Here is a 26170-nt window from a genome sequence, read left to right as displayed (position 1 = left end):
TGTTGCACATGCGTCTAACACATGCGTACTATTCAGGACATGAAGAACATCCTGATCTCCGGCGCCAGCATGGCGGGCACGACCCTGGCCTACTGGCTTCGCGAGCACGGCTTCACCCCGACTGTCGTCGAGCGCGCCACCGACGTCCGCGAAGGCGGCTACAAGGTCGACATCCGGGGCGCCGCCCTCGACGTCGTCGAGAAGATGGGCCTGCTGGAGGAGATCCGTGCCCTCCGCACCGACGTCCGCACCGGCTCGGTCGTCGACGGCGAGGGCCGCAAGGTGGCCAGCATGGACGGCGACAGCTTCGGCGGCCGCGTCCACCAGGACGCCGAACTGCACCGCGGCGACCTCGTCCGGCTCCTCCACGAGGCGACTGACGGCGTCGAGTACGTCTTCGGCGACTCCATCGCCGCCATCGACGGCACCCGGGTCACCTTCGCCGGCGGGCTCGTCCGCGACTTCGACCTCGTCATCGGCGCCGACGGACTGCACTCCAACACCCGCGCCCTGGCCTTCGGGCCCGAGGAGCGCTACGTCCACGACATGGGCTACAACGTCTCGATCTTCAGCGTGCCCAACCACCTCGGGCTCGACCGCGAGGAACTCACCTACGTCGGCCCCGGCCGCACGGCGCTGCTCTACAGCACCCGCCAGGACACCGGCGCGAAGGCCATGTTCCTGTGGGCCGCCGCCGGCAGGGCAGGCGACCGCGCCGAGCAGCAGCAGGCCCTGGCCGACGCCTACCGCGGATCAGGCTGGGAGGTGCCGCGCCTGCTGGAGGCCATGACCGGCGCGCCCGACTTCTACTTCGACTCCATGAGCCAGGTGCGCATGGACACCTGGCACGCCGGCCCGGTCGCGCTGGTCGGCGACGCGGCCTACTGCGCCTCGCCCGCCTCCGGCCAAGGCACCAGCCTCGCGCTGGTCGGCGCGTACGTGCTGGCGGCCGAGCTCAAACGGGCCGGCGGCGACCACACCATCGCCTTCCCCGCGTACGAGGCGCGGATGCGCTCCTTCGTCGAGGCCAACCAGGCCCTGGGCACCGCCAACATCAAACGGATGGTCCTGTCGAGCCGTTCCCAGGTGCGCCTGTCGATGCTGATGCTGCGCCTGGTCGGCCTGCTGCCCGGCAAGGACCGGATCATGGCCAAGGTCGTCGAGCCCATCCACCGCGCCGCCACCGCCATCGACCTGCCCACCTGGTGACACCTCGCGGCCCGCGAGCCTGCGCAGAAACGACTCGTGTCCCCTGCCCTCGAAGTGAGCCTGACTTGTCAATGATCGTAGAAACGGCAGTCGTCCGCGAGATCGACGCCGAGACCATCATCTCGCCCACCGCCACCGGACGACTGCTGCTCGACTCCAGCGACACCGGCGGCGCGCTGAGCACCATCAGGATGACGCTCGCTGACGGCGCCGACGGCGCCATGCCCCACCACCACGCCACCTCGACCGAACTCTTCTACATCCTGGACGGCAGGGCGCGCGTCCTGGCAGGCGAGGAGATCGTGACCTTGGAGGCGGGCGACGTGGCGTCCGTGCCCCCGTTGACGCCCCATGCCTTCGCCGCGGCCCCCGGCTGCACAGCCGACCTTCTCATCATCGTCGCCCCTGGCATTCAGCGCTTCGAGTACTTCCGCCTGCTCGACCGCCTACGCAAAGGCGAGGCCACGCTCGAGGAACTGCTGGCCTCCCAGGACCTTTACGACAACCACTTCCTCGACAGCCCCGCCTGGACCCGCGACCGCCAGGCGTCCTGACCCCATCAGCTTTGAAGGAGATGTTCTGATGTCAGCAAAGGTGCCATCTCGTACCACTGTCGGTGTTTTTCTCGCTTTCGTCGGCGCCCTGTTCATCGGCTATGTCGGGGTGAGCTATCTGCTGGCCCCTCAATCCATGGCGCCCAACTTCGGCCTGCCGAGCTGGCCGCATGGCGAGGGTGCGGGATTCCTTGCCGTCAAGGGAGTCCGGGATCTGGCGTCCGGCCTGGTGATTCTCGCGGTCCTGATGACTGGTCACCGCCGGGTCCTGGGGTGGGTGATGCTGGCTGCGGCGCTCACCCCGATCGGCGACATGTTCATCGTGCTGCTCTCCGGTGGAGACCCCGCAACCGCCTTCGGCGTGCACGGCGCCACCGCCGCGGCGGTCGTCCTCGCCGGGGGCCTGTTGCTCAGCGGTTCCCGGACCGGGTCACCACGACCCGTCGCTTGACGGGCCGGCCCCACCGGCGTGGCGTTCCCCCGCGTTTGGGGCGGGCTGTGGGGTGGCGTCACGCGACGATCTTGGCGACCAGGCGGACGAGGGTGTCGCGAGCGTTGTCCGCGCCGTTCTGTCCCATGATCATGTGAACGAGCTGCGGCGTGGCGTACCACCATCCGGCCAGGGCGATCACAGCGTGGAGCAGTTCGCTGGGCGCGAAGTCCGCGTTCAGGGCACCCGCCTTCTGGGCGGCGGCGAGCGCTGCCAGCTTGGAGGCGTAGTGGGCGCCGCGCTGCTCCCCCGCCGCGATGGGGCCGGCGGCGCGGTGCAGCCCCTCCCAGTGCAGCAGACGGATGAACTGCGGATGCTCACGGTGGTAGTCGTACACGCGGCCGGCGTACTCCGGCAGGTCGCCGGCCAGGGCGTCGTCCAGCGGCACGGCCTCGGCGAGCTGTTTCAGCGCCCAGGTCAGCACGGCGGCGAACAGTTGCTCCTTGTTGCCGAAGTACTGGTAGATGCGCTCCTTGTTGACGCCTGCGGCGGCGGCCACCCGATCCAGCCGGGCCGCCTCCGGGCCGTGGTCGGCGAACTCCTGCACCGCCGCGTCCAGCAGGAGCTGCCGCGTCCTCTCCGTGTTCCAGGCCATGGCCGAAGCATAGCCGAAAATCCAACTGGACAGTTGGAGTCTGTCATGCCAGTATCCAACCAGTGAGTTGGAAATACACTTCGAAAGGCTTGATCATGACTCCCGCTCCCTCCGTTCACCGTCGCGCCGCGATCACCTGGCTGTCGGTCTATTCGATGATCATGCTGGTCCAGGTGGTGATGGGGCCCGTCCTCGCACCGCTGCCGCTTCCGCTGCGCACCCTCGTCCTCACCGGCATCGTGGTCCCCGCCGTGGTGTACGCCATCGTCCCCGGCCTCCTCCGCGTCCACACCCGCTTTCACCGGCGCCCCCGCTGACGCCGGAAGACCAAGTGTCAGTTTTCGAAGTCGTCTGCATGTGACCTGCTCTTTCGTGGCGCCACCTGTCCATAGGTCCTGGTCACCACATTGAGGACGACCGCGTGATCCGCGCGGACGGCCAGCACCACCCGGCCGCCCTGATCATTGACCAGGGCGTCGATGAACGCCCGTTGTTCGCCCGGGTCCTGGCACAGCGTGAACGTCTCCTCGAACTGGTCGACCACGACCACCTCGCCTGCGCCGGCCTCCGGCAGCGCCGCCCGCGGATGGGCGCCCGGCGTCACCACCCGCACCACGCGCGGCCGCAGCCTCGGCACCAGCCCCGCACGCAGCAGCGAGGACTTGCCAGAGCCTGACGGGCCCACCACCAGGACCAGGCGATGCGCGTCCACCAGCTCGGCCACCCGCTCGACCAAGCCGGTCCGGCCGGAGAAGTACGCCTGATCGGCGGTCTCGAACCTGGCCAGTCCCCGATACGGCGCCCGCGCCACCTCCCGTCCCTGGCGGTGGACTCACGGACGGCGGCGAGAGCCTCCTCCCACCGGGTCCGCCACTGCTGGCTGTCCCCGCCGCACGCCTGCACATAGGCCAGGGCGACCGGCAGGGTCGGCAACCGATCCCCAGCGGCGGCCTGCGCCAGAGTGGCGGCCGAACACGGCACCCTCGCGGCCATCGCGCGAAAGGACGGGCCGCCTGCCTCATGCCGGAGCTTGCGCAGTGCCACGGCGAAGGCGGCTACCGGGCCGTCCGCCGGATCGACCGGTCGTTCACACGATCCCCCATATCCCCGAATACGGGCAAACCAGCACAACGTACCCAGCCAGGTGGAGTTGATCAAGTTTTGTCCAGGCGGCGAATCGGGCTTCCAGACAATTCAGCAGCCACCAAGACTGGCCCCTGCCTGCCGTTATCCGCTCGGCGGGCTGACGTTTCACGACCTGGGCCGACCCAGGCAACAAGCGAGGAGAACTCATGCTGAGAAGGCTCATCCCGGCCGCCGTCGCCGCCGCCTCCCTGGCAGGGCTGGCGTTCGCGTCACCTGCGAGCGCTGACAGCCTTTCCTCTTCCACCCAGTACGGCTGCGCGGCCGGAGACTTCTGCGTGTACTCGACAGAGGTCATCTCCGCGGGAACGAAGATCAGCATCGGCCGGGGCGAAGATTACGGGCCGGTCAGCGTGGCCAGCAGCCCGTACAAGGGCGTCCGATCCTTCTTCAACAACGGCGTGGTCGCCACCTATGACCACGTCCTTGTCTCATACGTCTACTCGAACGGTGCCGCCTTCTCGAAGTGCATTCACCGCGCGGAGGACGGTGACCTCGGGGCGGGACACGAAACGGTCGACTCCCCCGTGACCGTCACCCGGATCCAGTGGAGAAAGGAAAACTGCGCCGCATAGTCCGCATCCGCCGATAATCCAGCGGTCCGGTCCGACGCCACGGAGGCCGTCGGACCGGACTGCCGAGGCCGCGCGACCCGGGACCGCCCCAACCGGGCCTGGGTCGCCGACTGGGCTGTCCGGTAGGGCGCTGGCGGTATGGCGGTGCGCACCCGCCGAGCTCAGCGTTCAGGCGCTCGAACTCGACCAGCGCGGCCACCAGGGACCCCGGCAGACATTCCACCGGCCGCCAAGACCAGCCCCTGCCTGCCGTTACCCGCTCGGCGGGCCGTCCCTTTCCCAACCTGGGCTTGCTCAGGCAACGAACGAGGAGAACTCATGCTGAAAAGGCTCATCCCGGCAGCCGTCGCCGCCCTCTCTCTGGCCGGGTTGGCGTTCGCGTCGCCGGCGAGCGCGGCACCCCTTCCCGATGGCATCTACGACTGCCCACGGGGATCCTTCTGCATGTATACGGAAGATGGGAGGCGGATCATCATCGGCTCGGACGAAGACTGGGGGCCGGTCAGCCCGGCCAACAGCCAGTACAAGAATGTCCGATCCTTCTTCAACAACGGCGTGGTCGCCCCCTATGACCACGTCCTTGTCTCATACGTCTACTCAAGCGGCACCGCCTACGCGAAGTGCATTCACCCCGCCGAGGACGGTGACGTCGGGGCGGGACACGAAACGGTCGACTCCCCCGTGACCGTCACCCGGATCCAGTGGAGAAAGGAAAACTGCGCCGCATAGTCCGCATCCGCCGATAATCCAGCGGAACAGGTCCGGTCCGACGCCACGGAGGCCGCCGGACCGGACTGCCGAGGCCGCGCGACCCGGAACCGACCAACCGGGACCGGATCGCCACCTGGGCCGTCCCGGGGTCGAGGATCCCGCTGCAGCTCATCACGGGTAAACCCCCGCACCACCGGGCGCTACGTGAAGCCATCGCCAAGGTCACCGAGGTCCTGGCGCCGTCCGGTCGGACCCGGCCGGCCGGAGCTGTGGGAGGTCACGGCCGTCACGTCACGGCTCGCGGACAGGCGAAGAAGCCCCAGGCCGCTACCGCTGATTCCGGCACTCAGCCTCCTCGAAGGCCCTTCTACGCCTGGGGGTCGAGGAAGACTCTGCCGATCGGGCGGTCCTCGACGACCCGGCGCTGTGCCTCGGCGGCCTGCTCCAGCGGATAGATCCGGTCGATCGCCGGTCGCAGGGCGCCTGCGGCCAGATGCCCGAGCAGGGTGCCGTAGGCGTCGGCGAGTTCCTGCTGGGCGAACGCGGTGAACAGGAATCCTTCGAGCCGGGCGGTCTTCCAGATCAGGTCGGTGACGTCGATGGCCGCCTTGGTGCCGGCCGTGTATCCGATGCTGACCACGACCCCGCCCTGACGCAACGCACCGAGCGCCTGACCGATGAGGTCGCCGCCGAGACCGTCGAGGACGGCGTCCACGCCGGCGCCGTCGGTCAGCCGGGCGACGCCGGAGGCCAGTGTTTCGGTTTCGAGGTCGATGACGTCGAGGCCGTCGGTCTGCGGGAGCGCCGCGAGACGGTCAGCGCCGCGGGCGGTGGAGATGACCCTGGAGGCGCCGAGGAGCGGGGCCACCTGCGCCGCGGCCGAGGCCACCGCGCCGTAGATGCCGGGCGCCAGCACGACCTGCCCCGGCTGGACGCGGGCGACTGCAGTGAGCGCCAACCAGGCGGTCAGATATCCCGCACCGGCCGCCAGGGCCGCGGCCTCGTCATCGCCGACCTGCTCCGGGATGGGAACGAGGTGGCTGGACGGGACGGCCGCCTCTTCCCGCCACGTGCCGTCGAGTTTCGTCCCGTAGCCCCAGCCGCACAGCAGGACGCGCGTCCCGGGCGCGGGTCCGGAGGCGCCGGGGTCGATCACCCGGCCCACGGCGCCGGCGCCGGGGACCAGCGGCAGCGGTTTGCGCATCGACGGGGGCAGCACACCGTTGCGGACCTTGTCGTCGAGTGGGCTCACCCCGGCACGGGTGATCTGGATCAGCAGCTCGGCGTCGTCCGGCGTCGGTCGCGGCACCTGGTCGATCCGCAGGTTCTCCAGGCCGCCGAACTCGTGGACCCGTACGGCGCGCATCATGCCGGCCGCTGCGCGTTGAGCCAGACGGTGCCCGGGTTGAGGCGGTCCGGGTAGCGCTGGGTCATCTCGTCGAAGAACGCCCGGGGGGTGGGCTTGGCGGCGACCACCTCAAGAGCGGTCCGCAGGTATTCGGCGGTCTCGTCGAGGATGCGTGGATCGTCCGGGCGATCCGGATCCTTGTGCCCGGCCACCACCGCTGCGGGCCGCAGGGCGCGGACCGTCTCGATGGCGTGGAGCCAGGCGTCGATGCCGCCGTCGAACCCGCCGTCGGCGAGGTACTGGTGCACGTTGTTGTACGCGACGTCACCGGCGACGACCAGGCCGAGCACCGGTACGTGCAGCACGGTGGAGTCGTCGCCGTCACTGTGGCCGACCTCGATCGGACGCAGCTCGTGCCCTTCGAGCACGAGTCCCCCGGCCGGCACCGGCTGGGCGGTCACCCGCAGGTCGGGAAGGTGCCCGGGGAACAACGTGTCCCAGAACGACCGGCGCCGCCCGCTGATCGAGGCGTGCATCAGCCGGATCGTGCCCTCGGTGGCGACGACCACCGCTCCCGGAAAACGCTCGGCCAGCAGCGACGCGCCGAACCAGTGATCACCATGACCATGGGTGATGTAGACGTGGGTCAGATTCTTGCCGGAGCGTTCGACCCGGTCGCCGACCTGCCGGGTCTGCTCGACGGTGAAGGGCGGGTCGACCAGGATCGCGTCGCTCGCGCCGTGGATGAGCGTCGTCGAGAGCGGCGACCACTGCTGTGGCGCGCCGGTCGGAAGCGTGCCGCTCGTGGGGATCTGTCCTGATACCCACACTTCATACGATGGCTCCGCGGTTGTGCTCACCTTGGGCATGCTTGCTCCTTGCCGCCAAGCTACTATCAATAGGCAAGAAGCTATCTAAAAGATAGTAATCCTGGAAGGTGAGTCATGTCACATCGCCAGCTGGATCCTGACGACATCCGGCCGTACTGCCCGTACTACGCCGCGGCGATGGACACCCTGAGTCGCCGCTGGGCCGCGACGGTGCTGCGCGCGCTGCTCGGCGGGGCCACGCGGTTCAGCGACATCGCGGCGGCTGTTCCCGGCATGACCGACAAGCTGCTGTCGCAGCGCCTGAAGGATCTGGAGGCCGACGGGCTCGTCGAGCGGGTCGTGCAGGCCACCACTCCGGTACGGGTCGACTACCGACTGACCGAGAAGGGCGCCGCGCTCGGCGCCGTGCTGCTCGACCTCAACCGCTGGGCGCTGGACTGGATCACCCTCCCCACCAACCCTTGAGGGGCGCTCGCCCGGCGGGTGATGCATTCGGGAAGGAGCGCGCCCGGGGCGGCGGAAAGGTGGTCGGATACCTGGGGCTCATCCACCGGGGGGACGAAGATGTTCCACCTGCTGTTCGTCGGCCGTCAGTCGATGCGCTGGCAGATCGTCACCGGCAGTCGTGGCGACCAGGTACGGGTGGCCTCGTCGTAGGCCTGCGCGTAGCCGTTCTTGCCTCCGGCGCAGGGGGCGGCGATGGTCGTCTCCACGTAGACGGCGCCGCCGGGCGTGACCGGGTGGGTGCGGGCGATCACCCACCTGGAGAACTTCGTGACGCCGTTGTTGAACTTGACGGTCACGAAGACGCGGCGGTCGACGGTGAAGTTGCCGCCGGCGACCTTGAGGTGGTCGTTGAAGGTGTAGGTGAACAGGAACGAGCGCGCCCGGGCGAGATCGTGGGCGTGGCTGGGGTTGTTGATGTCGGAAGGCGTGGGCGGCGACGCGTTCGCGGCGACGCTCATGGCCGGGACGGCCAGGGCGATGGCCGCGGCGGTGGCGGTCAGGCCGAGCAGGGTACGCAAGCTGCGGTTCATCGGATCCTCCTCTTGTATGGGGACTTGACCACCATTGAGAAGCAGACCGCCTGCAACGCACTTTCAACGGCCCAACCTGGTTCGGGCACGGCGAACGGCGCGCGCCATGAGCTCCGAACGCGTCCAGCCGTACCTCGCCGTAGGGCTGGACGTGCTGCCGAAACAGCGGCGTCAGCTCATCCCAGACGCATGCGCGGCGCCGACCGTTGATACGCTCTCAGGCGTGATCGAGAAGTTCATCCGTCTTCGCCGTAGCTGAAGCGGTCTGCCCGCCGGTCGTTCGACGACCGGCGCGATCTGAGGCGACCCCGCGGACAGGTGCGGTGGCACAAGCCGCGCACCACATGGGTTCCGCCCGCAGCCGACCGCCGGCCTTGTCCCACGGCTTGTCCTGTCGCGTTCTCACCCGGCAGCCGCACGCCGTTCCCGGCAAACGCTCGCCTACCAGGCCCACCATGACCTCGACGCGTGGGCGACCGAGCCGTCCACGCTGGCCGACGTCACCCTGCGGGACAACGTGGACGCGGTCGTCGACGTGGTCCGGCGCGTGGCGGAGCACGGGCCCGTGGTGCTGGTGGCGGCCAGCCTCGGCGGCCTGACCATCAGCGGTGTGGGCAACGTCATCCCCGACCTGGTGGATCGGCTCGTCCACATCTCCGCCTGGTCGTGCGTGCGGCGCGCCGACCCGATCGAGTACATGCAGGAGCCCGAGTTCACCGGCAACCTGATGGCCCCACTGGCCGCGTTCAACGTCGGCGACCCCGCCCGGCTCGGCGTCGGCCGGGCCAACCACCGCACCGCGGACCCGGAACTGCTCAACGCGCTCAAGGCCGCCACCATGGCGGACGTCAGCGACGAGCAGTTCCGTGCCTTCCTCAACATCCTGCAGCCGGACGAGTCCATCGCGGTGATGACGGCACCTGGGGCACCATCGCCCGCACCTACATCCGCCTGGCCGGCGACCGCTCACTGCCGGTGGCCATGCAGGACAGGCTGATCGCCGAAGCGGACGCCCTGACACCCGGTAACCCGTACGACGTGCACACCCTGGACGCGTCACATGAGGGGTTCGTGTTCAGGGCCGATGAGGTGGCCGCCCTTCTGGACAGGGCCGCGATCTAGCAAAGGGCCGGGGACGGCCGCCGGCCATCCCCGTTCCGTCCCTTCGGTCAGGCCGGTCCGTACGGCGCACGCCGGGACGAACCTGGCCTGCTGCGGGGCGATCCTGGTGGCGAGGCTGTCCCCCCGATGAACGGGACCTCCTGCCCGTGCGAACGAGACGGTTGGCTGGAAAGCACTCGGGCAGGGGCCGTGGCAACGGAAGGCCCTGCGGATGCCCTGGCTTCTCCGAGGACGGAGCCGGTCGGGCCCAGGTCCGGAAACAGGAGCAGTGGGACCGCCCGGTGCTCGACGCGCTCCTGGCCCGGTTTCAACGACTTCCGAAGGAAATTCATATACGTGGCGTAGTCCTGCATGCCCCCGGTGACGTCCGTGTCGACGAGCGGACGGACCCGGCGATCGTCCAACCCACCGACGCGATCATCCGCGTGACCGCGGCGTGCGTGTGCGGCTCGGACCTGTGGCCCTACCGCGGGATCCGGAAGCTCGACGGGCCGGCTCCGATGGGCCACGAATACGTCGGCGTCGTCGAGGAGGTCGGCAGCGAGGTCACCACGATCAAGCCGGGCCAGTTCGTGGTCGGCTCGTTCTGCGCCTCCGACAACACCTGCGAGATCTGCCGCTCGGGCTACCAGAGCGCCTGCGTCCACCGCGTCCTCATGGGCGCGATCGGCACCCAGGCCGAGTACGCCGTCGCCGCAGAGGCCGGACCTGGCAGGACCGTCGCGGTCGTCGGCGACGGGGCCGTCGGCCTGTGCGCGGTGCCGGCCGCCAGGCAGCTCGGCACGGAACGTGTCATCGCGATGAGCCGCCACGAGCCGCGCCAGAACCTGGCCCTGCGGTTCGGCGCCACCGACATCGTCACCGAACGCGGCGACGAGGGCGTGGCCCGGATCAAGGAGCTCACCGGCGGGCTCGGCGCGCACAGCGTCGTCGAAGCCGTCGGCACCCAGGAGTCGATGACGCAGGCCATCGGTGCCACGCGGCCCGGTGGACACGTGGGCTTCGTCGGCGTCTCCCACGACCTCGCCCTCCCCCTCGACCAGGCCGCCGAGGCCTACCGCGCCATGGACGAACGCCGCGCCAGAGCCCACGCGCCGACCCGGTCGACAGCTAGATCCAGCCGCGCTCCCGGGCCTCCAGGCCGGCCTGGAAGCGGGTCACGGCGTTCAGGTCGCGCATGACGGCGTGGATGCGGCGCTGTACGGTACGCAGCCCCAGCCCCAGTGCCCGCGCGATGGCCTCGTCCGTCAGGCCGCCCGCGAGCAGCCCGAGCAGTTCCCTGGTCAGCTCGTCGAGCTCATCGGTGTGCGCGGCGGGTCGGGGGGCGGCGCGTAAGGGCAACGCCCGCTGCCACTCCCGTTCGAACAACGCGATCAGCGCGTCGAGCAGGGCCGACTGGTGCAGGATGAACGCCGCGTCGATGGAGTTGGACCTGTTGCGGATGGGGATCAGCGCGAGCGCGTCGTCGGCGATCCAGATCTTGGCCGCCGCCTCGGCCACCACGCGGGCCTTCTCCCCGTGGGCGATGGACTCCTGGATGAGGCGTAACTTGCCGGGGACCTCCAGGGCCTCCCGGTCGTACACGGTGCGGTAGTCGATGCCCGACTTGAGCATGTGCCGCTCGCGCGCGACGTTGTCGCCGTGACCGCGCATGGCGTACGGGGGCTTGTCGATGTTGCGGAACATGACCTGGGCGCTGTCCTGCAGCGCGTACGCCCTGTTGACGATGTTGTCGGTCCCCGTGATGACCTCCACCTGCTCGGCCGGATGCGTCGCGTAGCGGGAGGCCAGGTTGAACGCGCTGGTCAGCTCACTGATGGCCGTACGTACCTGGTGAAGCTCCTCCTCGTGACGGGCGAGCAGCGGCCTGATGGCGATGTCGGGAGCGACGGCGACATAACGGGCGCGGCGGCCCGGCAGCCTGCTGGCGAGGCCGCGCCGCGCGAAGGCCGCCAGCGTACGGCCCGCGAGCAGCGGCGAGATCCCGCACTGGGTGGCGAGCTCGTCGGCGGACGATCGCGGGTTCTCGACGAGCGTCGCGTACAGACGGCTCTCGGCCGGTGAGAGGCCGATCGCTTCGAGCATCGACGGCTTCCCCTTCTCCCGGCGAAGAGGCGGCGGGTTACCGCCACCTGGCGGGTTTTGGCCCGTTCTGCGCTCTTGTGTCCTGACTGAATCCCAGATTAGGTCAGCGAGGAAACGATCTCCATCGCGTATGGGCGACGATGGACGATCTTTCAGTCTGGAGAGAGTTGTGCGCATGCTGTCCACCCCTCGGCGCCGCAGACTCGTGGCCTTACTCGCAGCCGCACTCGCCGTGCCGCTCGTCGCGGTGCCGGAAGCGGCCACCGCGACGACCGCGCCACCCCCGGCCGCCAAGACGGACGCGCGGGTGACCGGCACGCCACCGGTCAAGATCACGCTGATCACCGGGGACACCGTCACCTACACCAAGGACGGCAAGGGCCGCGCGTCGGCCACCCTGGAGCCCGGCGACGGCCGGGAGGCGCGGACGTTCCAGGCCCAGCAGGACGATCACGGCTACTACGTGATCCCCGCTGACGCCGGGCCTTACGTCACCAAGGGAATCCTTGACAAGGAACTGTTCAACATCGACTACCTGGCGGCCAACGGGTACGGGGACGCCAAGTCCGCACAGATCCCCCTCATCGTCCAGTACCCGCCGCAGACCAAGGCCGGCGACCTGGCGGGCAAGGCCAGGTCGCTGAAGGGCTGCGCGGAGCCGATGGTGCTGGACAGCATCGACGGCGCCGCGATCAAGGTGGACAAGAAGCAGGCCACCACGTTCTGGCAGTCCCTCGGACGGGACCAGGGCCTCGGCAGCGCCAGGTCCGCGGCGGGCGGCCTGCGCAAGGTGTGGCTCGACGGCAAGGTCAAGGCGTTCGACGACGTCAGCAACACGCAGATAGGCGCACCCGCCGCCTGGGCGGCCGGCTACGACGGCACGGGCGCGAAGGTGGGCATCATCGACACCGGGATCGACACCGCGCATCCCGACCTGCAGGGCATGATCGCCGCGGCGCGCAACTTCGTCCCCGAAGGCAGCCCGGGCGGCGGCAACCCTGACGAGGTCACCGACCGGTTCGGCCACGGCACCCACGTGGCCTCCATCGTCGCGGGCAGCGGCGCCGCCTCGAACGGCAAGTACAAGGGCGTCGCCCCCGGCGCCAAGCTGGTCATCGCCAAGGCACTGAGCGACAACGGGAGCGGCAACGACTCCGAGATCATCGCGGCGATGCAGTGGCAGGCGGCCGGCGAGCACGTCCGGGTGGTCAACATGAGTCTGGGCAGCTCGAACCCGACCGACGGCACCGACCCGCTGAGCCAGGCGGCCAACGGGCTCACCGCCCAGTACGGCACGCTGTTCGTGGTCGCGGCGGGCAACTCGGGCCCCGGCCGGTACACCGTCGGCGCTCCCGGCGCGGCGACCTCGGCGCTCACCGTCGGCGCGGTGGACCGGGCCGACAAGGTCGCCTCGTTCTCCAGCCGCGGTCCCCGCCTGAGCGACGACTTCGCGATCAAGCCGGAGATCACCGCACCCGGCGTGAACATCATCGCGGCGCGCGCGGCGGGCACCTCGCTGGGCTCGGGCAGCAGCATCCCGGGCGGCGGCCCGATCGACGACAACTACACCGCGGCGTCCGGCACCTCGATGGCCGCGCCGCACGTCGCGGCCGCCGCCGCCATCCTCGCCGCGCAGCACCCCGACTGGACGTCCGAGCAGCTCAAGACCGCTCTGACGGCCACCGCGAAGCCGGGCGACGACCCGCTCTACGACCAGGGCTCCGGGCGGCTGGACATCGGGCAGGCCGTCACCCAGCAGGTCTTCGACGACCTGGCGACGGTCTACGCCGGTTTCAGCGACCCGTACACCGGCCAGACGCTGACCAGGAAGGTGACCTTCCGCAACACCGGCAAGGAACCGGTCACGCTGAACCTGTCCATGACGCTGAAGCACGGCGACGCCCAGCCGCCCTCCGGGATGGCCACGCTCAGCCCGTCGTCGCTGACCGTCCCCGCGGGCGGGTCCGCGAGCGCGGACCTCGCCATCGAGCCCACGCTCGGCGACCCGGGCTGGTACGAGGGGCGCCTGACGGCCACGGCGGGCACGACCCGCCTGACGGCGCCGATCGCGTTCCGCAAGGGCGCCAGGACGGACACCGTGCGCGTCAGGTTCGTCGGCCGGCCGGAGTGGACGGTGCTCCAGAACGTGCTGTCCGCCGTGCGCGTCAGCGACACCGACCCGCTCCTCGAAGGGGAGCCGATGACCACGGACGTTCTGGACTGGCGGACCACCGACACGCCGGGCACGCTGGAGACCGAGCTCAAACTCGCTCACGGCGGCGTCTACTCCCTCAGCGCCACGCCTTCGTGGTTCACCAAGCCGGACCGGCAGATGCAGTACTCCGTGCTGCTCGCTCCCGAGATCAAGCTCGACGGCGACACCACGGTGACCCTCGACGCGACCGACGTCGAGCCCATCCAGGTGAACACGCCGCGCCCGTCAGAGCCGGTGTTCACGAACGTGATGGCCGCCCGCACGACCGCCTCGGGGCAGATGTACGCGAGCGCTTCGCTGCTGAGCTACCAGGTGCTCAACAGGGGCAAGTACTGGGTCACGCGGGTGCGGAAGGCGCCCACGGTGGGCACGTCCACGGTGCTCTTCGACCAGATCCGCCGCGCTCCCGAGGTCGAGCTGGCCGTGCCGGGGCTCCGGCTCAACCCCCACTACATCAGCGAGCACGACGCGCTGGTGCCGAAGTTCGCCGCCGACCGGCGGCTGAGCCTGACCACGGGCGACGACATGCGCGGCGGCGCGGACGCGCGCGGCAAACTCGTCTTCCTCCCGGCCAGGGACGCGCTCGACCCCTTCCTGGCCGACCTGGACCTGGCCATCAAGGCGGGGGCCGCGGGCGTGGTCACCAGCGACCGGTTCGCCTGGATCCTCCATGACCCCGCCTACGCGGCGCAGAACAGGATCCCGCTGTTGTGGATCGACAGCGGCGAGGCCGACCAACTCGGCAAGGCCCTGGCTCGCAAGCCGTACCCGAGCGCAGGCCTGCACGTCACGCCCACCACCCCGTTCGAGTACAAACTGGCCTATTACATGAAGGGGACCACAGCGGGCCGCCTGAACTTCGCCCCGAAGGCCCGCGACCTCACCGAGGTCGCGACCACCTACCACGCGCAGTTCCCGCCGCCGGCGGGCACGTGGGGGCCGGACGCGAACTTCATCGAGGCCGACCACACCTACTCCCCCGAGCAGCGCTTCAGCATCCGCGGCTCGCACAGTTTCACCGGGCCCACGACCAGGACCGAGTACTACAACGCGGCCGGCCGGGACGTGCTGTGGGGGCGTGACTACGCCTTCTTCGACCTCACCACCTCGGGCGAGGCTCGCGTCGCCAGCTCCCTGCGCGGCTTCGCCGGCGCCGCCAAGGAACGGGAGGACTGGAACGAATCCATCGTCCCCTCCCAGTTCACCACCGGCCCCGACCTGCCGGACTGGGTCACCTCGGCCGTCTACTGCGACGGTTGCCGCCAGGGCGACCGGCTGCGGCTGCGCGCGCTCACCTCGCTCGGATACGGCTACTACTCCGACGCCTCCAACCCGGGCCACATGTACCAGGGCGCTCCGGGGACCGAGGAGATCCACCTCTTCAGCGGCACCACCGAGGTCAAGCCGCAGTACGACGACATGGGCCTGCCCTACTACACCGTCCCCGCCGGGTCGGGCGCGTACCGGCTCACGGACTCGTGGAAGGACGGGTTCGCCGGCAAGCACTCCGGCACCGGCGTCGAGACCACCTGGACGTTCCGGTCCGCCCGTCCGACGGGCGACAGCGCCCCGCAGCCCTGCCTGGACACGGTGCTGTGGGGTGACAAGCAGCCCTGCGCCCAGGCGCCGCTGATCCACCTCGCGTACGGGCTCGGGCTGCCGGAGAACGACACCGTCCAGGCGGGCAAGCCGTTCACCTTCACCGTCAAGCCGCAAGGCGGCAGGTCGCCGTCGCTGCGAGGAGTCTGGATCTCCGCCGACAAGGGCGCGCACTGGACGGCTGCCACGGCGGTGGCCGGCGAGAAGGTGCTCGTGCAGAACCCCGGCGGGCCGGGCAGCATCTCGATCAAGGTCGAGGCGAAGGACAAGGACGGCAACTCCGTCCAGCAGGTCCTCGCCGACGCCTACTCCGTGAAGTAACCGCCGTAGCGGGGGCAGAAACATTCTGCCCCCGCTACCGCCCGGAGGCGCTCAGGGTACGGCGACGGCCATGGACGCCGTTGACGGTGTGCGTATCAGGTGACGGATGCTCAGCGACGGCTGGGCCCGCCGGTCAGTCGTTGCCTTCGATGATGCGGAAGTCGCGCTCGACGCCGTCGGGGAAGGCCACCAGCGCCTTTTGGTATGCCTCGCTCTCGTATGCCGCGACGGCCTGTTCAAAGCTGTCGAACTCGATCAGAACGACGCGCTGCGTGATTCCGGCCTCGTGGGCGACGACTCGACCGCCAAGGGACGGGAGGAGGGCCAGGTTGCGCCCGCCCCCGGCCTGGACAGCGGGACCGGCCAGCTTGTCGTAGGCAGCCAGCCGCTCAAGGTCGGAAATGACGGGGTAGACACTGACCCAGTAGCCCTTGGCCATGGAAGCCTCCTATGTTCGGCCGGACACGTCCGACTGCGAATTGACACTCAGATCGATCGATCCCGGCGACGGGTAATGCGGTCGGCTGAATCGTCATATGCGCAGGTTAGGGCTCGACAGGCGATCGAGGGAAAGACCGGTTCGGGCTAGACTCAGAACGGATCGTTATCAATCGGCAGGGAGGGCGCGTGGCGCCGGATACGGTGAGCCTGCGGTACTTCCTGGTGCTGGCGCAGGAGTTGAACTTCACCCGCGCGGCCGCACGCATCGGCATCGCACAGCCCGCACTCAGCGCCCGGATGCGCCGATTGGAGGCGGAGCTCGGTACGGCCCTGCTGGTCCGCAACACCCGTACCGTCGTCTTGACCAGGGCCGGTGCGGCTTTGGCGGAGTCCGCGCCACCCGCGCTGGCGGCGCTGGACCGGGCATGGGACACCGCCCGGAGCGCGGCGGCCGGTGAACTGGGCACGCTGCGCATCGGATACAGCCTCAGCACCGGGGCCGAGACGGCACCGGCCCTGGTGGACAGGCTGATGCGCGGCAGCAGCGGACTGGAGGTCGGCGCGGTCCCGATGGCGACACCGGAGATCTCCCCCGCGGTCGCCGACGGCCGCATCGATGCCGGGATCACCCGCGGTGAACAGCCGGGCCATGGCGTGCGCCGGTTCCTGCTGCGGCGTCAGCGCGTCGGGGTCCAGCTGGCGCAGCACCATCCGCTGGCCGAACGCCCGGAGATCGAGATCGCCGACGCGGCCGCGTATCCGCTGCGACTCCCGGACCGTGCGGCCAACCCCGTGATCCACGATCAGCTGTCCGCACTGTTCCGAGACGCCCGGCCACACCCCCGATTCCACACTCCCGCAGTCTCTTTCGACATGTCTCAGCACGACCTGCGCGACGGGGTCACCCTCGCCCCGGCCGGAGAAGCCGCGGTCATGACACAACCGGCCGGTCTCACCTGGCGACCGCTGCGGGGCGCGCCCAGCCTGACGATCCACCTGGTCCTCCCACGCGAGCCGTCGCCGCTGCACCGCCGCATCCGTGCCGTCGCCAAAACCCTGGCGCACGAGCTGCACTGGCTGCCGGACTGACGCGCAAGAGATCAAGCGAGAGACGGACGCCTGCGCCGGCGAGGCCGAAGACCTTGCGCCCGGCGGACTTCGCGGTGATGACCACGACGGCGGTCTTGCCGTCACCGGCCGCTCCCGGTCTCCAGGTCGAGGTCCTCGACGTTCAGCGCCAAGATCTCGGCCGCTCTGACCGCCGTTTCATAGAGCATCCGCCACAGCGCCCGCTCACGTAGGGGGATGTCGCGGCGCGAGAGCAGCCGGTGGATGGTGGTCTTGGCCACGGCGCGGGTCTCGTCGGCGGTCTCCTTGCGGCGTTCGGCGTCGGCCGGGACCGACGGTGCGGCCCAGTGCTTCTTGGTCTGGCACCAGGACTGCCAGGAGGCGACGGCGGCGCGGTTGCGGTTCCAGGTCGCTGGCGCGCTCGCTCCCCACAGCTCGGCGAGTGCGGTGCCGATCTCGGCGTCGGCCACCTCCGCCAGCGGCCGGTCGCGGCCCAGCCGGTCGATGACGCGGTCGATGGCCGAGGAACAGGCGCGGTTAGTGTTGGGGTTCGCCGTCCGCTGCGTGGCCAGGAAGGTGGCGGCGGCCGCGGCGAGGGTGACGTGCCCGCCGCGCAGCGCGGAGACTTTCGGGGCGGGGCTCATGCCGGCCGCCCCGTAACGTTGGCGATGTACCGGATAACGTGCCGGAGTCGCGCACCGCCCCGGCGAGACGTTCGCCAGGTCGTCGCGCCGCCATGATCGCTCATGAACGTGATAAAGATCGTTATCGCGTACATCTAGGTGATCACGCTCTTACCTCGACGGCCCCTTATACCGCGCCGCTCTGTGGGCCTGGGCCTGCCGCGAACTCATCGGCGTCCGAGACCGGCGAATTGGCTCTCGCCTCCGGCATACGGTCGGCTACGTGCGGGAGCGTCTGGGACGGCCACCCCTCACCGGCGCCCTGATCAAACTCGACAGATCAGCTGGCGGGTCAGTCATACGGACACTTCTCACTGAGCAGTACGAAGCCCACATCGGACCTGCGCACCCGTGAAGGCACTGCCGTTGAGTGCCCGGTGCTCGCCGGGCCTTGAGGCGAGAGATCCACCTGCACCGGCTTTTGATGTCGTACGTCGCCAGCGGTGTCATCGCTCCGGTTGTCGCCGAACCTTCTGCGGTGTTTGGATGGGATCATGGCCCTCGATGAGCTGCGCGATCTCCTCAATCGCCATGCTCGACCCGATCTCAGGACTCCCATCGAGGATGTCCTGATCTTCAAGGCCGAACAGCCTCGACCGCCAACACCGACGACCTATGGCAAGGTAATGGCGGTCGTCGCCCAGGGCACGAAACGTTTCGCGCTGGGCGACCATCTGTACGAGTACCGAGAGGGTCAATATCTCGTCGCCTCGGTCGACCTGCCGGTGACCGCGCATTTCGTGAAGGCCAGTCCTGACCTGCCGGGGCTCGGCGTCGGGTTGACCCTGCACCCGACGGCCATCGCCGAGGTGTTGCTGCAGGTCAGTCCAGGCGACCTGCCGGACCTCGGCGACGACGCGCCGTTCGGCCTGGCGGTCAGCGACGCCTCCGCCGAACTCCTCGACGCCGTTGTCCGCCTGCTGCGTCTGCTGGACCGGCCCAGCGACATCACCGTCCTCGCGCCGCTCGTCAAACGGGAGATCCTCTGGCGGTTGATCACCAGTGATCAGGGCGGGATCGTGCGCCAGTTCGGGCTTCCCGACAGCAGGCTCAGCCACATGGCCCGCGCCGTCCAGTGGATCCGTGACCACTACGCGCAGCCTTTCCGCGTCGAGGAGGTGGCCAAACTGGCGGGAATGAGCGTCTCGGCCTTCCACCGCAACTTCCATGCCGCCACCGCGATGAGCCCGATCCAGTTCCAGAAGCAGATCCGCCTCCAGCAGGCGAGGCTCCAGCTCGCCGCGGCCCCCGGTGACATCGCCGCCGTCAGCCGCCGCGTGGGGTACGACAGTCCGTCACAGTTCAGCCGTGAGTATCGTCGCCAGTTCGGCGTCCCGCCCAGTTGGGATGCCATGCGCCTCACTCCAGCACGCGATCGAGACGGATCGGCAGGGACCGTTGTCTGACCCCGGTGGCGTGCCAGACAGCGTTCACGATCGCCGCTGCCGTACCGACATTGCCGATCTCGCCCGCGCCCTTCATGCCCCCGGGGATGCCCGGTTCGTGGCCAGGCACGAAATCGGCTTCGATGTCGGGCACGTCGGCGTGTGCAGCGATGTGATAGCCGGCGAAGTCGGCGTTGACATGCCGACCGGTGACCGGATCGCGCATGCCCTCCTCGTGCAGGGCCATGGAGAGCCCGCCGATCATCCCGCCGATGACCTGGCTGCGGGCCAGGAGCGGGTTGACCACCCGGCCCACGGCGAACATCCCGAGCAACCGGCGCACCCGCACCTCGCCCGTTGCCGGGTCGGCGGTCACTTCGGCGAAGACGGCGCTGTAGGCATGGCGTTCGCGATCTGCGAGACCGCCGAGCGACTGGGTCGTGTCGATCGTGACCGTCCCGCGCCACTCCTGGCCGCGAAGCTTCTCCGCGGCCTCGGTGATCGCCCAGGCCCAGGACGTGGTGCCCCGAGAGCCGCCGGCGCTCCAGGCGGGCCCGAGGTCGCTGTCGGAGATCCTGAGCCGGATCCGCTCCGTGGCGACCTCCAGCGCGTCGGCGGCGATCGCGGTGAGCGCCGTGCGAGCGCCGGTGCCGAGGTCGGTGGCGCCGATGGCTACCGTGAATGTAGCGTCCGCCTCGGCGGTGATGGTCGCCGATGAAGGAAAGGCCCCGGCGCTGAACGAGGTGGCGGCCAGGCCGGTGCCGACCAGCACGGATCCCTCCCGCCGTAACCGCGGCCGATGATCACGCGTGCCCCAGCCGAATCTACGGGCGCCCTCGCGCAGGCACTCGACCAGGTTGCGGCTGCTGAACGGCAGGCCGGACACCGGACCGGTCGCCGGCTCGTTGCGCAGCCTGAGTTCGAGCGGATCGATGCCCAGCCGTTCCGCCAGTTCGTCCATGGCGGATTCGAGGGCGAACGATCCGGGCGCGGCGCCCGGTCCTCGCATCGAGTACGGCGGCAGGATGTCGAGCGGGACCGCGGTGAGCCGGGTACGGATCGCGCGCGCCGCATAGAGCGTCTTGGTCAGCTCCGTACAGCCCTCGATGTACTCGACCAGCGGCGAGATCTCGAAAGCCGACTCATGCCAGATCGCGCGCAGGCGGCCGTCGGCGTCGGCGCCGATCCGGATCCGCTGGTCGGTCGCCGGCCGCATCGCGGTGGTGAGGAACACCTGGGTGCGCGTGAGCGTGACCCGCACGGGCCGCCCGAATCGCTGCGCGCCCATCGCGGCCAGGATCAACTGCGGCCCGCATAAGCCCTTTGACCCGAACCCGCCGCCGACGTGCTCGGTGCGGATTCGCACCTTCTCCAGGCTCAGGGAGAAGAGCGTGGCCAGGGTGGCGGCAATGACGAACGGTCCCTGGTTGGAGTCGATGGCCTCCAGCCGCTCGCCATCCCACCACGCGGTCGCCGAGTGCGGCTCCATGGCGCTGTGATGTTCCTCGGGCGTGCGGTAACGCTCCTCGACCACCACCGAGGACGCGGCCAGTTCCGCCTCCACGTCAGCGACGTCCACGGGCCCGTCGAAGATCGTCGACGCCGGGCGGCCCGCCGGATGATCGGCGGTGAAGCCCGTGTCGTGCGGCTCCTCGTCATAGGTCACCGGCAGAGCGTGAGCCGCCGCTTGAGCCTGCTCGAAGGTCTCGGCCACGACGAGCGCGACAGGCCGCCCTGCGAAGGGGATCACCTCGTCCTGCAGCAGTTGCAACTGGCCGTCCGGGCCGAAGAATCCCCCGGCCTTCGGGTTGAGGCGGGGCGCGTTGCGATGGTGGATCACGCCCAGCACGCCGGGCAGGTCGCAGACCGCGCCGACGTCGATCTCCCGGATGCGGCCACGAGACACGGTCGCCAGAACGACCGCTCCGAAGGCCAGGCCCTCGATCGGGATGTCGGCCGCGTAGCGGGCGGCCCCTGTGACTTTGGCCGGGCCCTCGATCCTTGGCTGCGCGACCCCTACTGCCTTCATGGCTGGAGCTCCTTCAGCACGATCTCGATCAGGTTGCGCGCCAACGGCACCTTGTAGCCGTTGCCGGACAACGGTTCGGCAGCCGACAACTCCGCCTCGGCGGCGGCGCGGAAGCAGCCTGGATGGTCCACGAGAAAGGCTTCCGCCGTACGGCAACGCCAGGGTCGTGACGCGACACCGCCGAGCGCGATCCGCACCGAACCCTCCAGATCAAGGCCCGCCGCGATGGAAACGGTGGCGAAGGCGTACGACGCGCGTTCGCGGACCTTCCGGTAGCGCGAGCGCGGCGAGGCCGCGCGCTCCGGGAGGATGACCGCGGTGATCAGTCCCCCCGGCGGCAGCGCGGTCTCCAGATGCGGGGTGTCCCCGACCGGCAGGTAGAACTCCGCCAGGGGGATCTCGCCGGGACCGTTGAGGGTCTCGTAGCGCACAACCGCGTCGAAGGCGGCCATCGCCACCGCCATGTCGGAGGCGTGGGTGGCCACGCAGCTCGGCGTCCAGCCGAGGATGGCATGGTTGTGATGCACTCCGGCGATCGCGGGACATCCAGAGCCTGGGACCCGTTTGTTGCACTTCTGCGTGGCGAAGTAGGCGCACCGGGTCCGTTGCAGCAGGTTGCCGCCCACCGTGGCCATGTTGCGGAGCTGGCCCGACGCGCCGGCCAACACGGCCTGGCTCAGGGCCGGGTAGCGCCGCCGTACCTCGAGATGGGCTGCGAGGTCGCTGTTGGTCGTCATGGCGCCGATGACCAGTCCGCCGTCCGCCGCCTCGCTGATGCCGTCGAGCGGCAGTCGCCTTACATCGATCAACCTCGTGGGAGCTTCCGCCCCTTCCTTCATCAGATCGACGAGGTTGGTGCCGCCGGCCAGGTACCGGGCTCCGCCGCTACACGCTGCCAGCGCGTCACGGACGTCTGTCGCGCGCTGGTAGGCGAATTCCTTCATCGCCCCGCCTCCGTTTCCAGCACCGCGCGCACGATCGACGGGTAGGCGCCGCAGCGGCACAGGTTGCCGCTCATCCGCTCACGCACTTCGGCCGCGTCCAGTACCGGTGCCGGGCCGTCCGGTGTTACGTCGGTGGTGACCGCGCTGGGCCAACCCGCCGCGTGCTCGGCCAACATGCCGATGGCCGAGCAGAGTTGCCCGGAGGTGCAGTATCCGCATTGGAAGCCGTCGAACCGGATGAAGGCCCGCTGAAGCGGCAGCAGCTCGCCGTCACCCGTCAGGCCCTCGACGGTCGTGACATCGGCACCCTCGGCGGCCACTGCCAGCGTCAGGCAGGACACGATGCGCCTGCCGTCGAGCAGCACGGTGCAGGCGCCGCACTGGCCGTGGTCGCAGCCCTTCTTGGGGCCGGTGTGGCCGATGTCCTCGCGCAACGCGTCCAGCAACGTCGTTCGATTGTCGACGTCCAGCCTGTGCGCCATGCCATTGACGTGCAGGGAGATCTCGCTGTGGTGGTGGTTTGTCACTGTCCTTCCTTTCTTAGGTCTACGGAAGCAGCCCCGCACCGTTCGGACGATCCCCAAAGCTCGCGCGTCCTTGTCCGTTCCTGCTCTCGGTGACGATCAAAGCGACCAGGATGACCACCACGCCGGCCAGCCCGGCGAGCGGCGGCAGATCCATGGCGACCGCCGCCACCGCAAGGAGGACGCAGGCCACCACCAGGTAGCGCCAGGCCAATGCGCGGCGCATGCGGAGCCTGAACAGCAGATGTCCGACGAGGCAGAGCGCTGCGCCGCCGTAGAGCGCGAGCGCGGAGAACACTCCCAAGGATTCGCCGTCGCCGGTGTGGGCGACCACGGCCTCGATGCCCAGCGCCGTGAGCAGGATCCCGGCGATGATCGGGAAGTGCAGGTAGGTGTAGGCCTCGACAGCCAGGATGACCTGCCCCTCCCCACCCAGCCTGCTGAGCCGCTGCCCAGCCGCGTGGGCGGCGACGTCGAAGTACAACCACCACAGACACACCGTGACGCCGATGCCCAGGATGGCCGCGAGCAGCAGCGGCACGGTCGCGGGCTGCCCAGCGGCACCGACCCCGACGGCGATGACCGACTCGCCGATGGCCAGGATGATGAACAGACCATGCCGCTCGGTCAGGTGTGCCGGGCTGTGCAGCCGCCAGTGTCCGCGCCTGGCTGTGAGATAGATCCCAGCCCAGTCCACCAACAGGGCGACGGAGAACAGGAGCACCTGCGTCCAGCCGCCCAGTAGGGTCCCGGATATCAGCAGGGCCGCGCTCGCCAGCAGCGGCAGCCAGGTGATGGCGATCTGGCGTCGCAGACCGGGATCACCCTGGGCGGCCACGTCGTAGACCGCGAGGTGCACCGCTCGGACCAGCAGGTAGGCGCCCACCCAGACGAGGGCGCCCAGCCCGCCGTCCCACGCCTCCGGGATGGTCAGGCCGACCACGAACATCGCCGCCATCGCGACGACCATTCCGCCCCGCAGCAGACCCACGTCGGCCCGCGAGTGATTACCCAGCCAGGTGTAGCCGGACCACGTGCCCCACAGCAGGGCCAGCATCAGCAGTCCCCGGTACACGCCGCCGGCGTCGTGCTCGCCCGCCATGAAGCCGGTCAGCTGGGTTATCGCGAAGACATAGACCAGGTCGAAGAAGAGCTCGAAAGGCGTCGCCCGATGATCCTCTCCAGTCGGGCGAACGGCCTTGCCCTTGCGCAGCATGGCCGCTCCTAGACCAGGGCCGGGACGCGGGGTCTGCGGCAGAAATAGACGAACGCGGGTGGCAGGTTGGCCCACACCATCCGGCTGACCACGACCTCCTCGAATCGCCCGCCCAGAGCCCGCCGTAGCCGCCGGGCCGGCGGCGCCCAGCGTGTGTGCGCATACGCGAAGGTGGTGAACACGCCGTGCCGGCCCAAGACGCCGGTGAGGGCATCGAGCAGGTCGTGCTGCAGGATCGGGTCGAACGCCACCCAGGGCAGCCCGCTCACGATCACGTCCGCACAGTGGTGACCGCGCTCCGCGAGCACTTCGCGGAGATCCCGGGCGTCGGCCACAGCGACGTCGACCTGCGGGTATCGGGTGGCGAGACGCTGCGCGAACCGCTCATTGACCTCTACGGCCAGGTGGTGGCCACGTCCGTCGAGCCGACGCTGGATCGCCGCCGTGAAGGCACCCGTGCCGGGACCGAGCTCAACAACCAGCGGGTCACCCTCTCGTGGTACAGGCGCTGCGATCAGGTCGGCCAACGGCTCGCCACTCGGCGCGATGGCGCCGACGGTGAAGGGAGAGCGGACGAATTCATGGAGGAACGCGACGCGGTCGTGGACCTTCATCGCGCAACTCCCTCCGACAACCCCAAGGTGCGGACAAGCCACTCATTTCGCGTACGGCGAGCCGACATCGAGACATGCGCCTGCGGATAGAGCGCGTCGAAGCCGTGGAATCCGCCGGCCCAGATGTGCAGCTCAGCCTGGCCGCCGACAGCCCAGATCCCGCTCGCGTAGGCGACGTCCTCGTCGCGGAACACCTCAGCCGTCCCGGCGTCGATGTAGGTGGCCGGCAGGCCGGACAAGTCGTCGGCGATCGCGGGTGACAGGTAGCCGGATACCTCCCCGCCACCGATGACCGATCGCCAGCCGAACTCGTTCATCTCGCGGGTCCAGACTCCGGGCTCGCCTGAGTACTGGCGGCTGGAGACGGTGACGTTGCGGTGATCGAGCATGGGACAGATCAGCACCTGCGCGGCGATCGAGGGCGCGCGACGGTCACGTGCCATCAGAGTGAGCCCGGCGGCCAGGCCACCGCCTGCGCTGGCTCCCGCGACGATGACGCGGTCCGGGTCGATGCCCAGCTCGCCGGCATGCTCGACGACCCAGAGCAGGCCCTGATAGCAGTCCTCGACCGGGATCGTGCCGGTGGCCTCGGGAGCCAGCCGGTACTCCACTGAGACGACGACGGCGCCGAACAGGCTGAGCCAGTCCAGGGGGATGTCGATTTGCGAGAAGCGATCTCCCATGACCATGCCGCCGCCGTGGACCCAGTAGACACACGGGGCGGGGGCAGGCCCGATCCGGGCAGGAGTGAAGATTGACAACGGGACGGGAGCGGCGAGCTCGCGGTGGTGGGCCGCGCGGCCTTCGAGGAGCTCCTCGACCGACACCGAGGGCAGCAGGCGCAACTGGGCGAGCACCTCGGAGTCGAGGCCGGACATGAGTGGCAGGTCAGCGAGGAGCGTGCGCAGCTCGGGGTCGAGGTCGGGACGGGCCATGGTGGTCTCCTTCTTCACAGGACGGCCTTGCCGCCGACGGGAACCTCATCGGTGTACTGCGACTCCCCGGCCAGCAGCGGCCGCAGCGCAGCCACGAAAGCCTGGGCCTGCTCGGTCGCGAAGAACCTGGCATGGGCCTCCTGGCTGGCCCAGCCCTCGGTGACGTAGACGGTGTCCGGGTCGCCGGCCGAGCGGCCGACCAGGAAGACGAGGCAGTCGTCGTCCGGCAGGGACGGCGCGTCGAGCAGGGCCGCGATCAGGTCATCGCCCTTGCCGGGCTGCGCGGTCATGGAGGCGTGGAAGCCGTGGCTGATGGTCATGGGCCCACTTTCGGCGCCGCCCCGCCGTACGACATCAGTCATTCGACTCACGGGATGGCGACCGTGACCTAATCACTCAGGCAGTTAGGTCGTTTGACAGATGCCTGGTCCGGGCGCGTGCCCGACCATCGACAGGTGACGAGTCCTCCAGAGCCACCAGCCGTCCTACGCGCACGC

Annotated in this window: 28 protein-coding genes and 1 pseudogene; 13 read left to right on the top strand and 16 right to left on the bottom strand. The window is 69.5% G+C overall.

Going from position 1 to position 26170, the window contains the following annotated elements; genetic code table 11:
• Positions 1–39: 39 nt before the first annotated feature.
• From AB0J97_RS22700 to AB0J97_RS22690, 3 genes are all read left to right on the top strand, one after another.
• Entirely contained in the window at positions 40–1209 is a 1170-nt protein-coding gene (locus AB0J97_RS22700) for an FAD-dependent monooxygenase (RefSeq protein ID WP_364091648.1), read from the top strand.
• 71 nt (positions 1210–1280) lie between these two features.
• On the top strand, positions 1281–1763 hold the full coding sequence (locus AB0J97_RS22695; RefSeq protein ID WP_364091646.1) for a cupin domain-containing protein: 483 nt from the start codon (positions 1281–1283) through the stop codon (positions 1761–1763).
• A gap of 28 nt (positions 1764–1791) precedes the next feature.
• A complete protein-coding gene (locus AB0J97_RS22690) occupies positions 1792–2214 on the top strand; it encodes a DUF4267 domain-containing protein (RefSeq protein WP_364091644.1) in 423 nt (140 codons plus the stop codon).
• 58 nt (positions 2215–2272) lie between these two features.
• Here AB0J97_RS22690 and AB0J97_RS22685 read toward each other — a convergent pair whose 3' ends face one another.
• Positions 2273–2848, bottom strand: coding sequence for a TetR family transcriptional regulator (locus AB0J97_RS22685; protein WP_364091642.1), 576 nt, complete (start codon positions 2846–2848; stop codon positions 2273–2275).
• 95 nt (positions 2849–2943) lie between these two features.
• Between AB0J97_RS22685 and AB0J97_RS22680 the strand changes: the two genes are divergently transcribed.
• Complete coding sequence (locus AB0J97_RS22680; protein ID WP_364091640.1) at positions 2944–3165, top strand: hypothetical protein; 222 nt, start codon at positions 2944–2946, stop codon at positions 3163–3165.
• A gap of 17 nt (positions 3166–3182) precedes the next feature.
• On the opposite strand, the gene AB0J97_RS22675 is transcribed toward AB0J97_RS22680, so the two are convergent.
• Together AB0J97_RS22675 and AB0J97_RS22670 are read right to left on the bottom strand one after the other, a co-directional pair.
• Complete coding sequence (locus AB0J97_RS22675) at positions 3183–3659, bottom strand: hypothetical protein (RefSeq protein ID WP_364091638.1); 477 nt, start codon at positions 3657–3659, stop codon at positions 3183–3185.
• 77 nt (positions 3660–3736) lie between these two features.
• Positions 3737–3892, bottom strand: a pseudogene (locus AB0J97_RS22670) (helix-turn-helix domain-containing protein); the annotation flags it as partial.
• A 248-nt stretch (positions 3893–4140) separates the two neighbouring features.
• Here AB0J97_RS22670 and AB0J97_RS22665 point away from each other — a divergent pair.
• Together AB0J97_RS22665 and AB0J97_RS22660 are read left to right on the top strand one after the other, a co-directional pair.
• A complete protein-coding gene (locus AB0J97_RS22665) occupies positions 4141–4566 on the top strand; it encodes a hypothetical protein (RefSeq protein WP_364091636.1) in 426 nt (141 codons plus the stop codon).
• A gap of 318 nt (positions 4567–4884) precedes the next feature.
• Positions 4885–5295 carry a peptidase inhibitor family I36 protein gene (locus AB0J97_RS22660; RefSeq protein WP_364091634.1) on the top strand — a complete coding sequence of 137 codons (411 nt, stop codon included), beginning with the start codon at positions 4885–4887 and terminating at the stop codon, positions 5293–5295.
• Positions 5296–5644: 349 nt separating this feature from the next.
• On the opposite strand, the gene AB0J97_RS22655 is transcribed toward AB0J97_RS22660, so the two are convergent.
• Positions 5645–6646: a zinc-binding dehydrogenase gene (locus tag AB0J97_RS22655; RefSeq protein WP_364091632.1), complete on the bottom strand. Its 1002-nt coding sequence runs from the start codon at positions 6644–6646 to the stop codon at positions 5645–5647.
• The gene (locus AB0J97_RS22650) at positions 6643–7455 is read right to left on the bottom strand and encodes an MBL fold metallo-hydrolase (RefSeq protein ID WP_364091630.1); all 813 of its coding nucleotides are present in this window, start codon (positions 7453–7455) and stop codon (positions 6643–6645) included. The genes AB0J97_RS22655 and AB0J97_RS22650 overlap by 4 nt, the downstream gene beginning before the upstream one ends.
• Before the next feature lie 114 nt (positions 7456–7569).
• On the opposite strand from AB0J97_RS22650, the gene AB0J97_RS22645 reads away from it, so the two are divergent.
• Positions 7570–7920: a helix-turn-helix domain-containing protein gene (locus AB0J97_RS22645; RefSeq protein ID WP_364091628.1), complete on the top strand. Its 351-nt coding sequence runs from the start codon at positions 7570–7572 to the stop codon at positions 7918–7920.
• A gap of 125 nt (positions 7921–8045) precedes the next feature.
• On the opposite strand, the gene AB0J97_RS22640 is transcribed toward AB0J97_RS22645, so the two are convergent.
• On the bottom strand, positions 8046–8492 hold the full coding sequence (locus tag AB0J97_RS22640; RefSeq protein ID WP_364091626.1) for a hypothetical protein: 447 nt from the start codon (positions 8490–8492) through the stop codon (positions 8046–8048).
• A 517-nt stretch (positions 8493–9009) separates the two neighbouring features.
• Between AB0J97_RS22640 and AB0J97_RS22635 the strand changes: the two genes are divergently transcribed.
• From AB0J97_RS22635 to AB0J97_RS22625, 3 genes are all read left to right on the top strand, one after another.
• Positions 9010–9489 (top strand): hypothetical protein, encoded by a 480-nt coding sequence (locus AB0J97_RS22635; RefSeq protein WP_364091624.1) that lies wholly within the window; start codon positions 9010–9012, stop codon positions 9487–9489.
• On the top strand, positions 9474–9614 hold the full coding sequence (locus tag AB0J97_RS22630; RefSeq protein WP_364091622.1) for a hypothetical protein: 141 nt from the start codon (positions 9474–9476) through the stop codon (positions 9612–9614). Before AB0J97_RS22635 ends, AB0J97_RS22630 begins: the two co-directional genes overlap by 16 nt.
• 332 nt (positions 9615–9946) lie before the next feature.
• The gene (locus AB0J97_RS22625) at positions 9947–10795 is read left to right on the top strand and encodes an alcohol dehydrogenase catalytic domain-containing protein (RefSeq protein WP_364091960.1); all 849 of its coding nucleotides are present in this window, start codon (positions 9947–9949) and stop codon (positions 10793–10795) included.
• Here the strand turns inward: AB0J97_RS22625 and AB0J97_RS22620 are convergent.
• Positions 10725–11699, bottom strand: a complete 975-nt coding sequence (locus AB0J97_RS22620; protein ID WP_364091620.1) for a helix-turn-helix domain-containing protein — start codon at positions 11697–11699, stop codon at positions 10725–10727. The two genes, AB0J97_RS22625 and AB0J97_RS22620, sit on opposite strands and share 71 nt — an antisense overlap.
• A gap of 175 nt (positions 11700–11874) precedes the next feature.
• On the opposite strand from AB0J97_RS22620, the gene AB0J97_RS22615 reads away from it, so the two are divergent.
• Positions 11875–15834 (top strand): S8 family serine peptidase, encoded by a 3960-nt coding sequence (locus tag AB0J97_RS22615; protein WP_364091618.1) that lies wholly within the window; start codon positions 11875–11877, stop codon positions 15832–15834.
• 133 nt (positions 15835–15967) lie between these two features.
• Here the strand turns inward: AB0J97_RS22615 and AB0J97_RS22610 are convergent, their stop codons facing one another.
• Entirely contained in the window at positions 15968–16273 is a 306-nt protein-coding gene (locus tag AB0J97_RS22610) for a DUF1330 domain-containing protein (RefSeq protein WP_364091616.1), read from the bottom strand.
• 188 nt (positions 16274–16461) lie between these two features.
• Between AB0J97_RS22610 and AB0J97_RS22605 the strand changes: the two genes are divergently transcribed.
• Positions 16462–17364, top strand: coding sequence for a LysR family transcriptional regulator (locus AB0J97_RS22605; protein WP_364091614.1), 903 nt, complete (start codon positions 16462–16464; stop codon positions 17362–17364).
• 101 nt (positions 17365–17465) lie between these two features.
• Here AB0J97_RS22605 and AB0J97_RS22600 read toward each other — a convergent pair whose 3' ends face one another.
• Positions 17466–17987, bottom strand: a complete 522-nt coding sequence (locus tag AB0J97_RS22600) for a hypothetical protein (protein ID WP_364091612.1) — start codon at positions 17985–17987, stop codon at positions 17466–17468.
• A gap of 533 nt (positions 17988–18520) precedes the next feature.
• On the opposite strand from AB0J97_RS22600, the gene AB0J97_RS22595 reads away from it, so the two are divergent.
• On the top strand, positions 18521–19432 hold the full coding sequence (locus tag AB0J97_RS22595; RefSeq protein WP_364091610.1) for an AraC family transcriptional regulator: 912 nt from the start codon (positions 18521–18523) through the stop codon (positions 19430–19432).
• On the opposite strand, the gene AB0J97_RS22590 is transcribed toward AB0J97_RS22595, so the two are convergent.
• The 7 genes from AB0J97_RS22590 to AB0J97_RS22560 form a co-directional block, all read right to left on the bottom strand.
• Positions 19386–21440: a xanthine dehydrogenase family protein molybdopterin-binding subunit gene (locus tag AB0J97_RS22590; RefSeq protein WP_364091608.1), complete on the bottom strand. Its 2055-nt coding sequence runs from the start codon at positions 21438–21440 to the stop codon at positions 19386–19388. The genes AB0J97_RS22595 and AB0J97_RS22590 overlap by 47 nt on opposite strands.
• A complete protein-coding gene (locus AB0J97_RS22585) occupies positions 21437–22384 on the bottom strand; it encodes a xanthine dehydrogenase family protein subunit M (protein ID WP_364091606.1) in 948 nt (315 codons plus the stop codon). Before AB0J97_RS22585 ends, AB0J97_RS22590 begins: the two co-directional genes overlap by 4 nt.
• Positions 22381–22866, bottom strand: coding sequence for a 2Fe-2S iron-sulfur cluster-binding protein (locus AB0J97_RS22580; RefSeq protein ID WP_364091958.1), 486 nt, complete (start codon positions 22864–22866; stop codon positions 22381–22383). Before AB0J97_RS22580 ends, AB0J97_RS22585 begins: the two co-directional genes overlap by 4 nt.
• Before the next feature lie 64 nt (positions 22867–22930).
• Positions 22931–24124 (bottom strand): low temperature requirement protein A, encoded by a 1194-nt coding sequence (locus tag AB0J97_RS22575; RefSeq protein WP_364091604.1) that lies wholly within the window; start codon positions 24122–24124, stop codon positions 22931–22933.
• A gap of 8 nt (positions 24125–24132) precedes the next feature.
• Complete coding sequence (locus AB0J97_RS22570) at positions 24133–24738, bottom strand: SAM-dependent methyltransferase (protein ID WP_364091602.1); 606 nt, start codon at positions 24736–24738, stop codon at positions 24133–24135.
• Entirely contained in the window at positions 24735–25691 is a 957-nt protein-coding gene (locus AB0J97_RS22565; protein ID WP_364091600.1) for an alpha/beta hydrolase, read from the bottom strand. The genes AB0J97_RS22570 and AB0J97_RS22565 overlap by 4 nt, the downstream gene beginning before the upstream one ends.
• Positions 25688–25993 (bottom strand): putative quinol monooxygenase, encoded by a 306-nt coding sequence (locus AB0J97_RS22560; RefSeq protein WP_364091598.1) that lies wholly within the window; start codon positions 25991–25993, stop codon positions 25688–25690. The genes AB0J97_RS22565 and AB0J97_RS22560 overlap by 4 nt, the downstream gene beginning before the upstream one ends.
• Positions 25994–26170: the final 177 nt, after the last annotated feature.

Origin of the sequence: Nonomuraea sp. NPDC049607, assembly GCF_040675375.1 — a bacterium.
Lineage (GTDB): Bacteria > Actinomycetota > Actinomycetes > Streptosporangiales > Streptosporangiaceae > Nonomuraea.
This window is presented reverse-complemented; position numbering and strand designations above follow the sequence as displayed.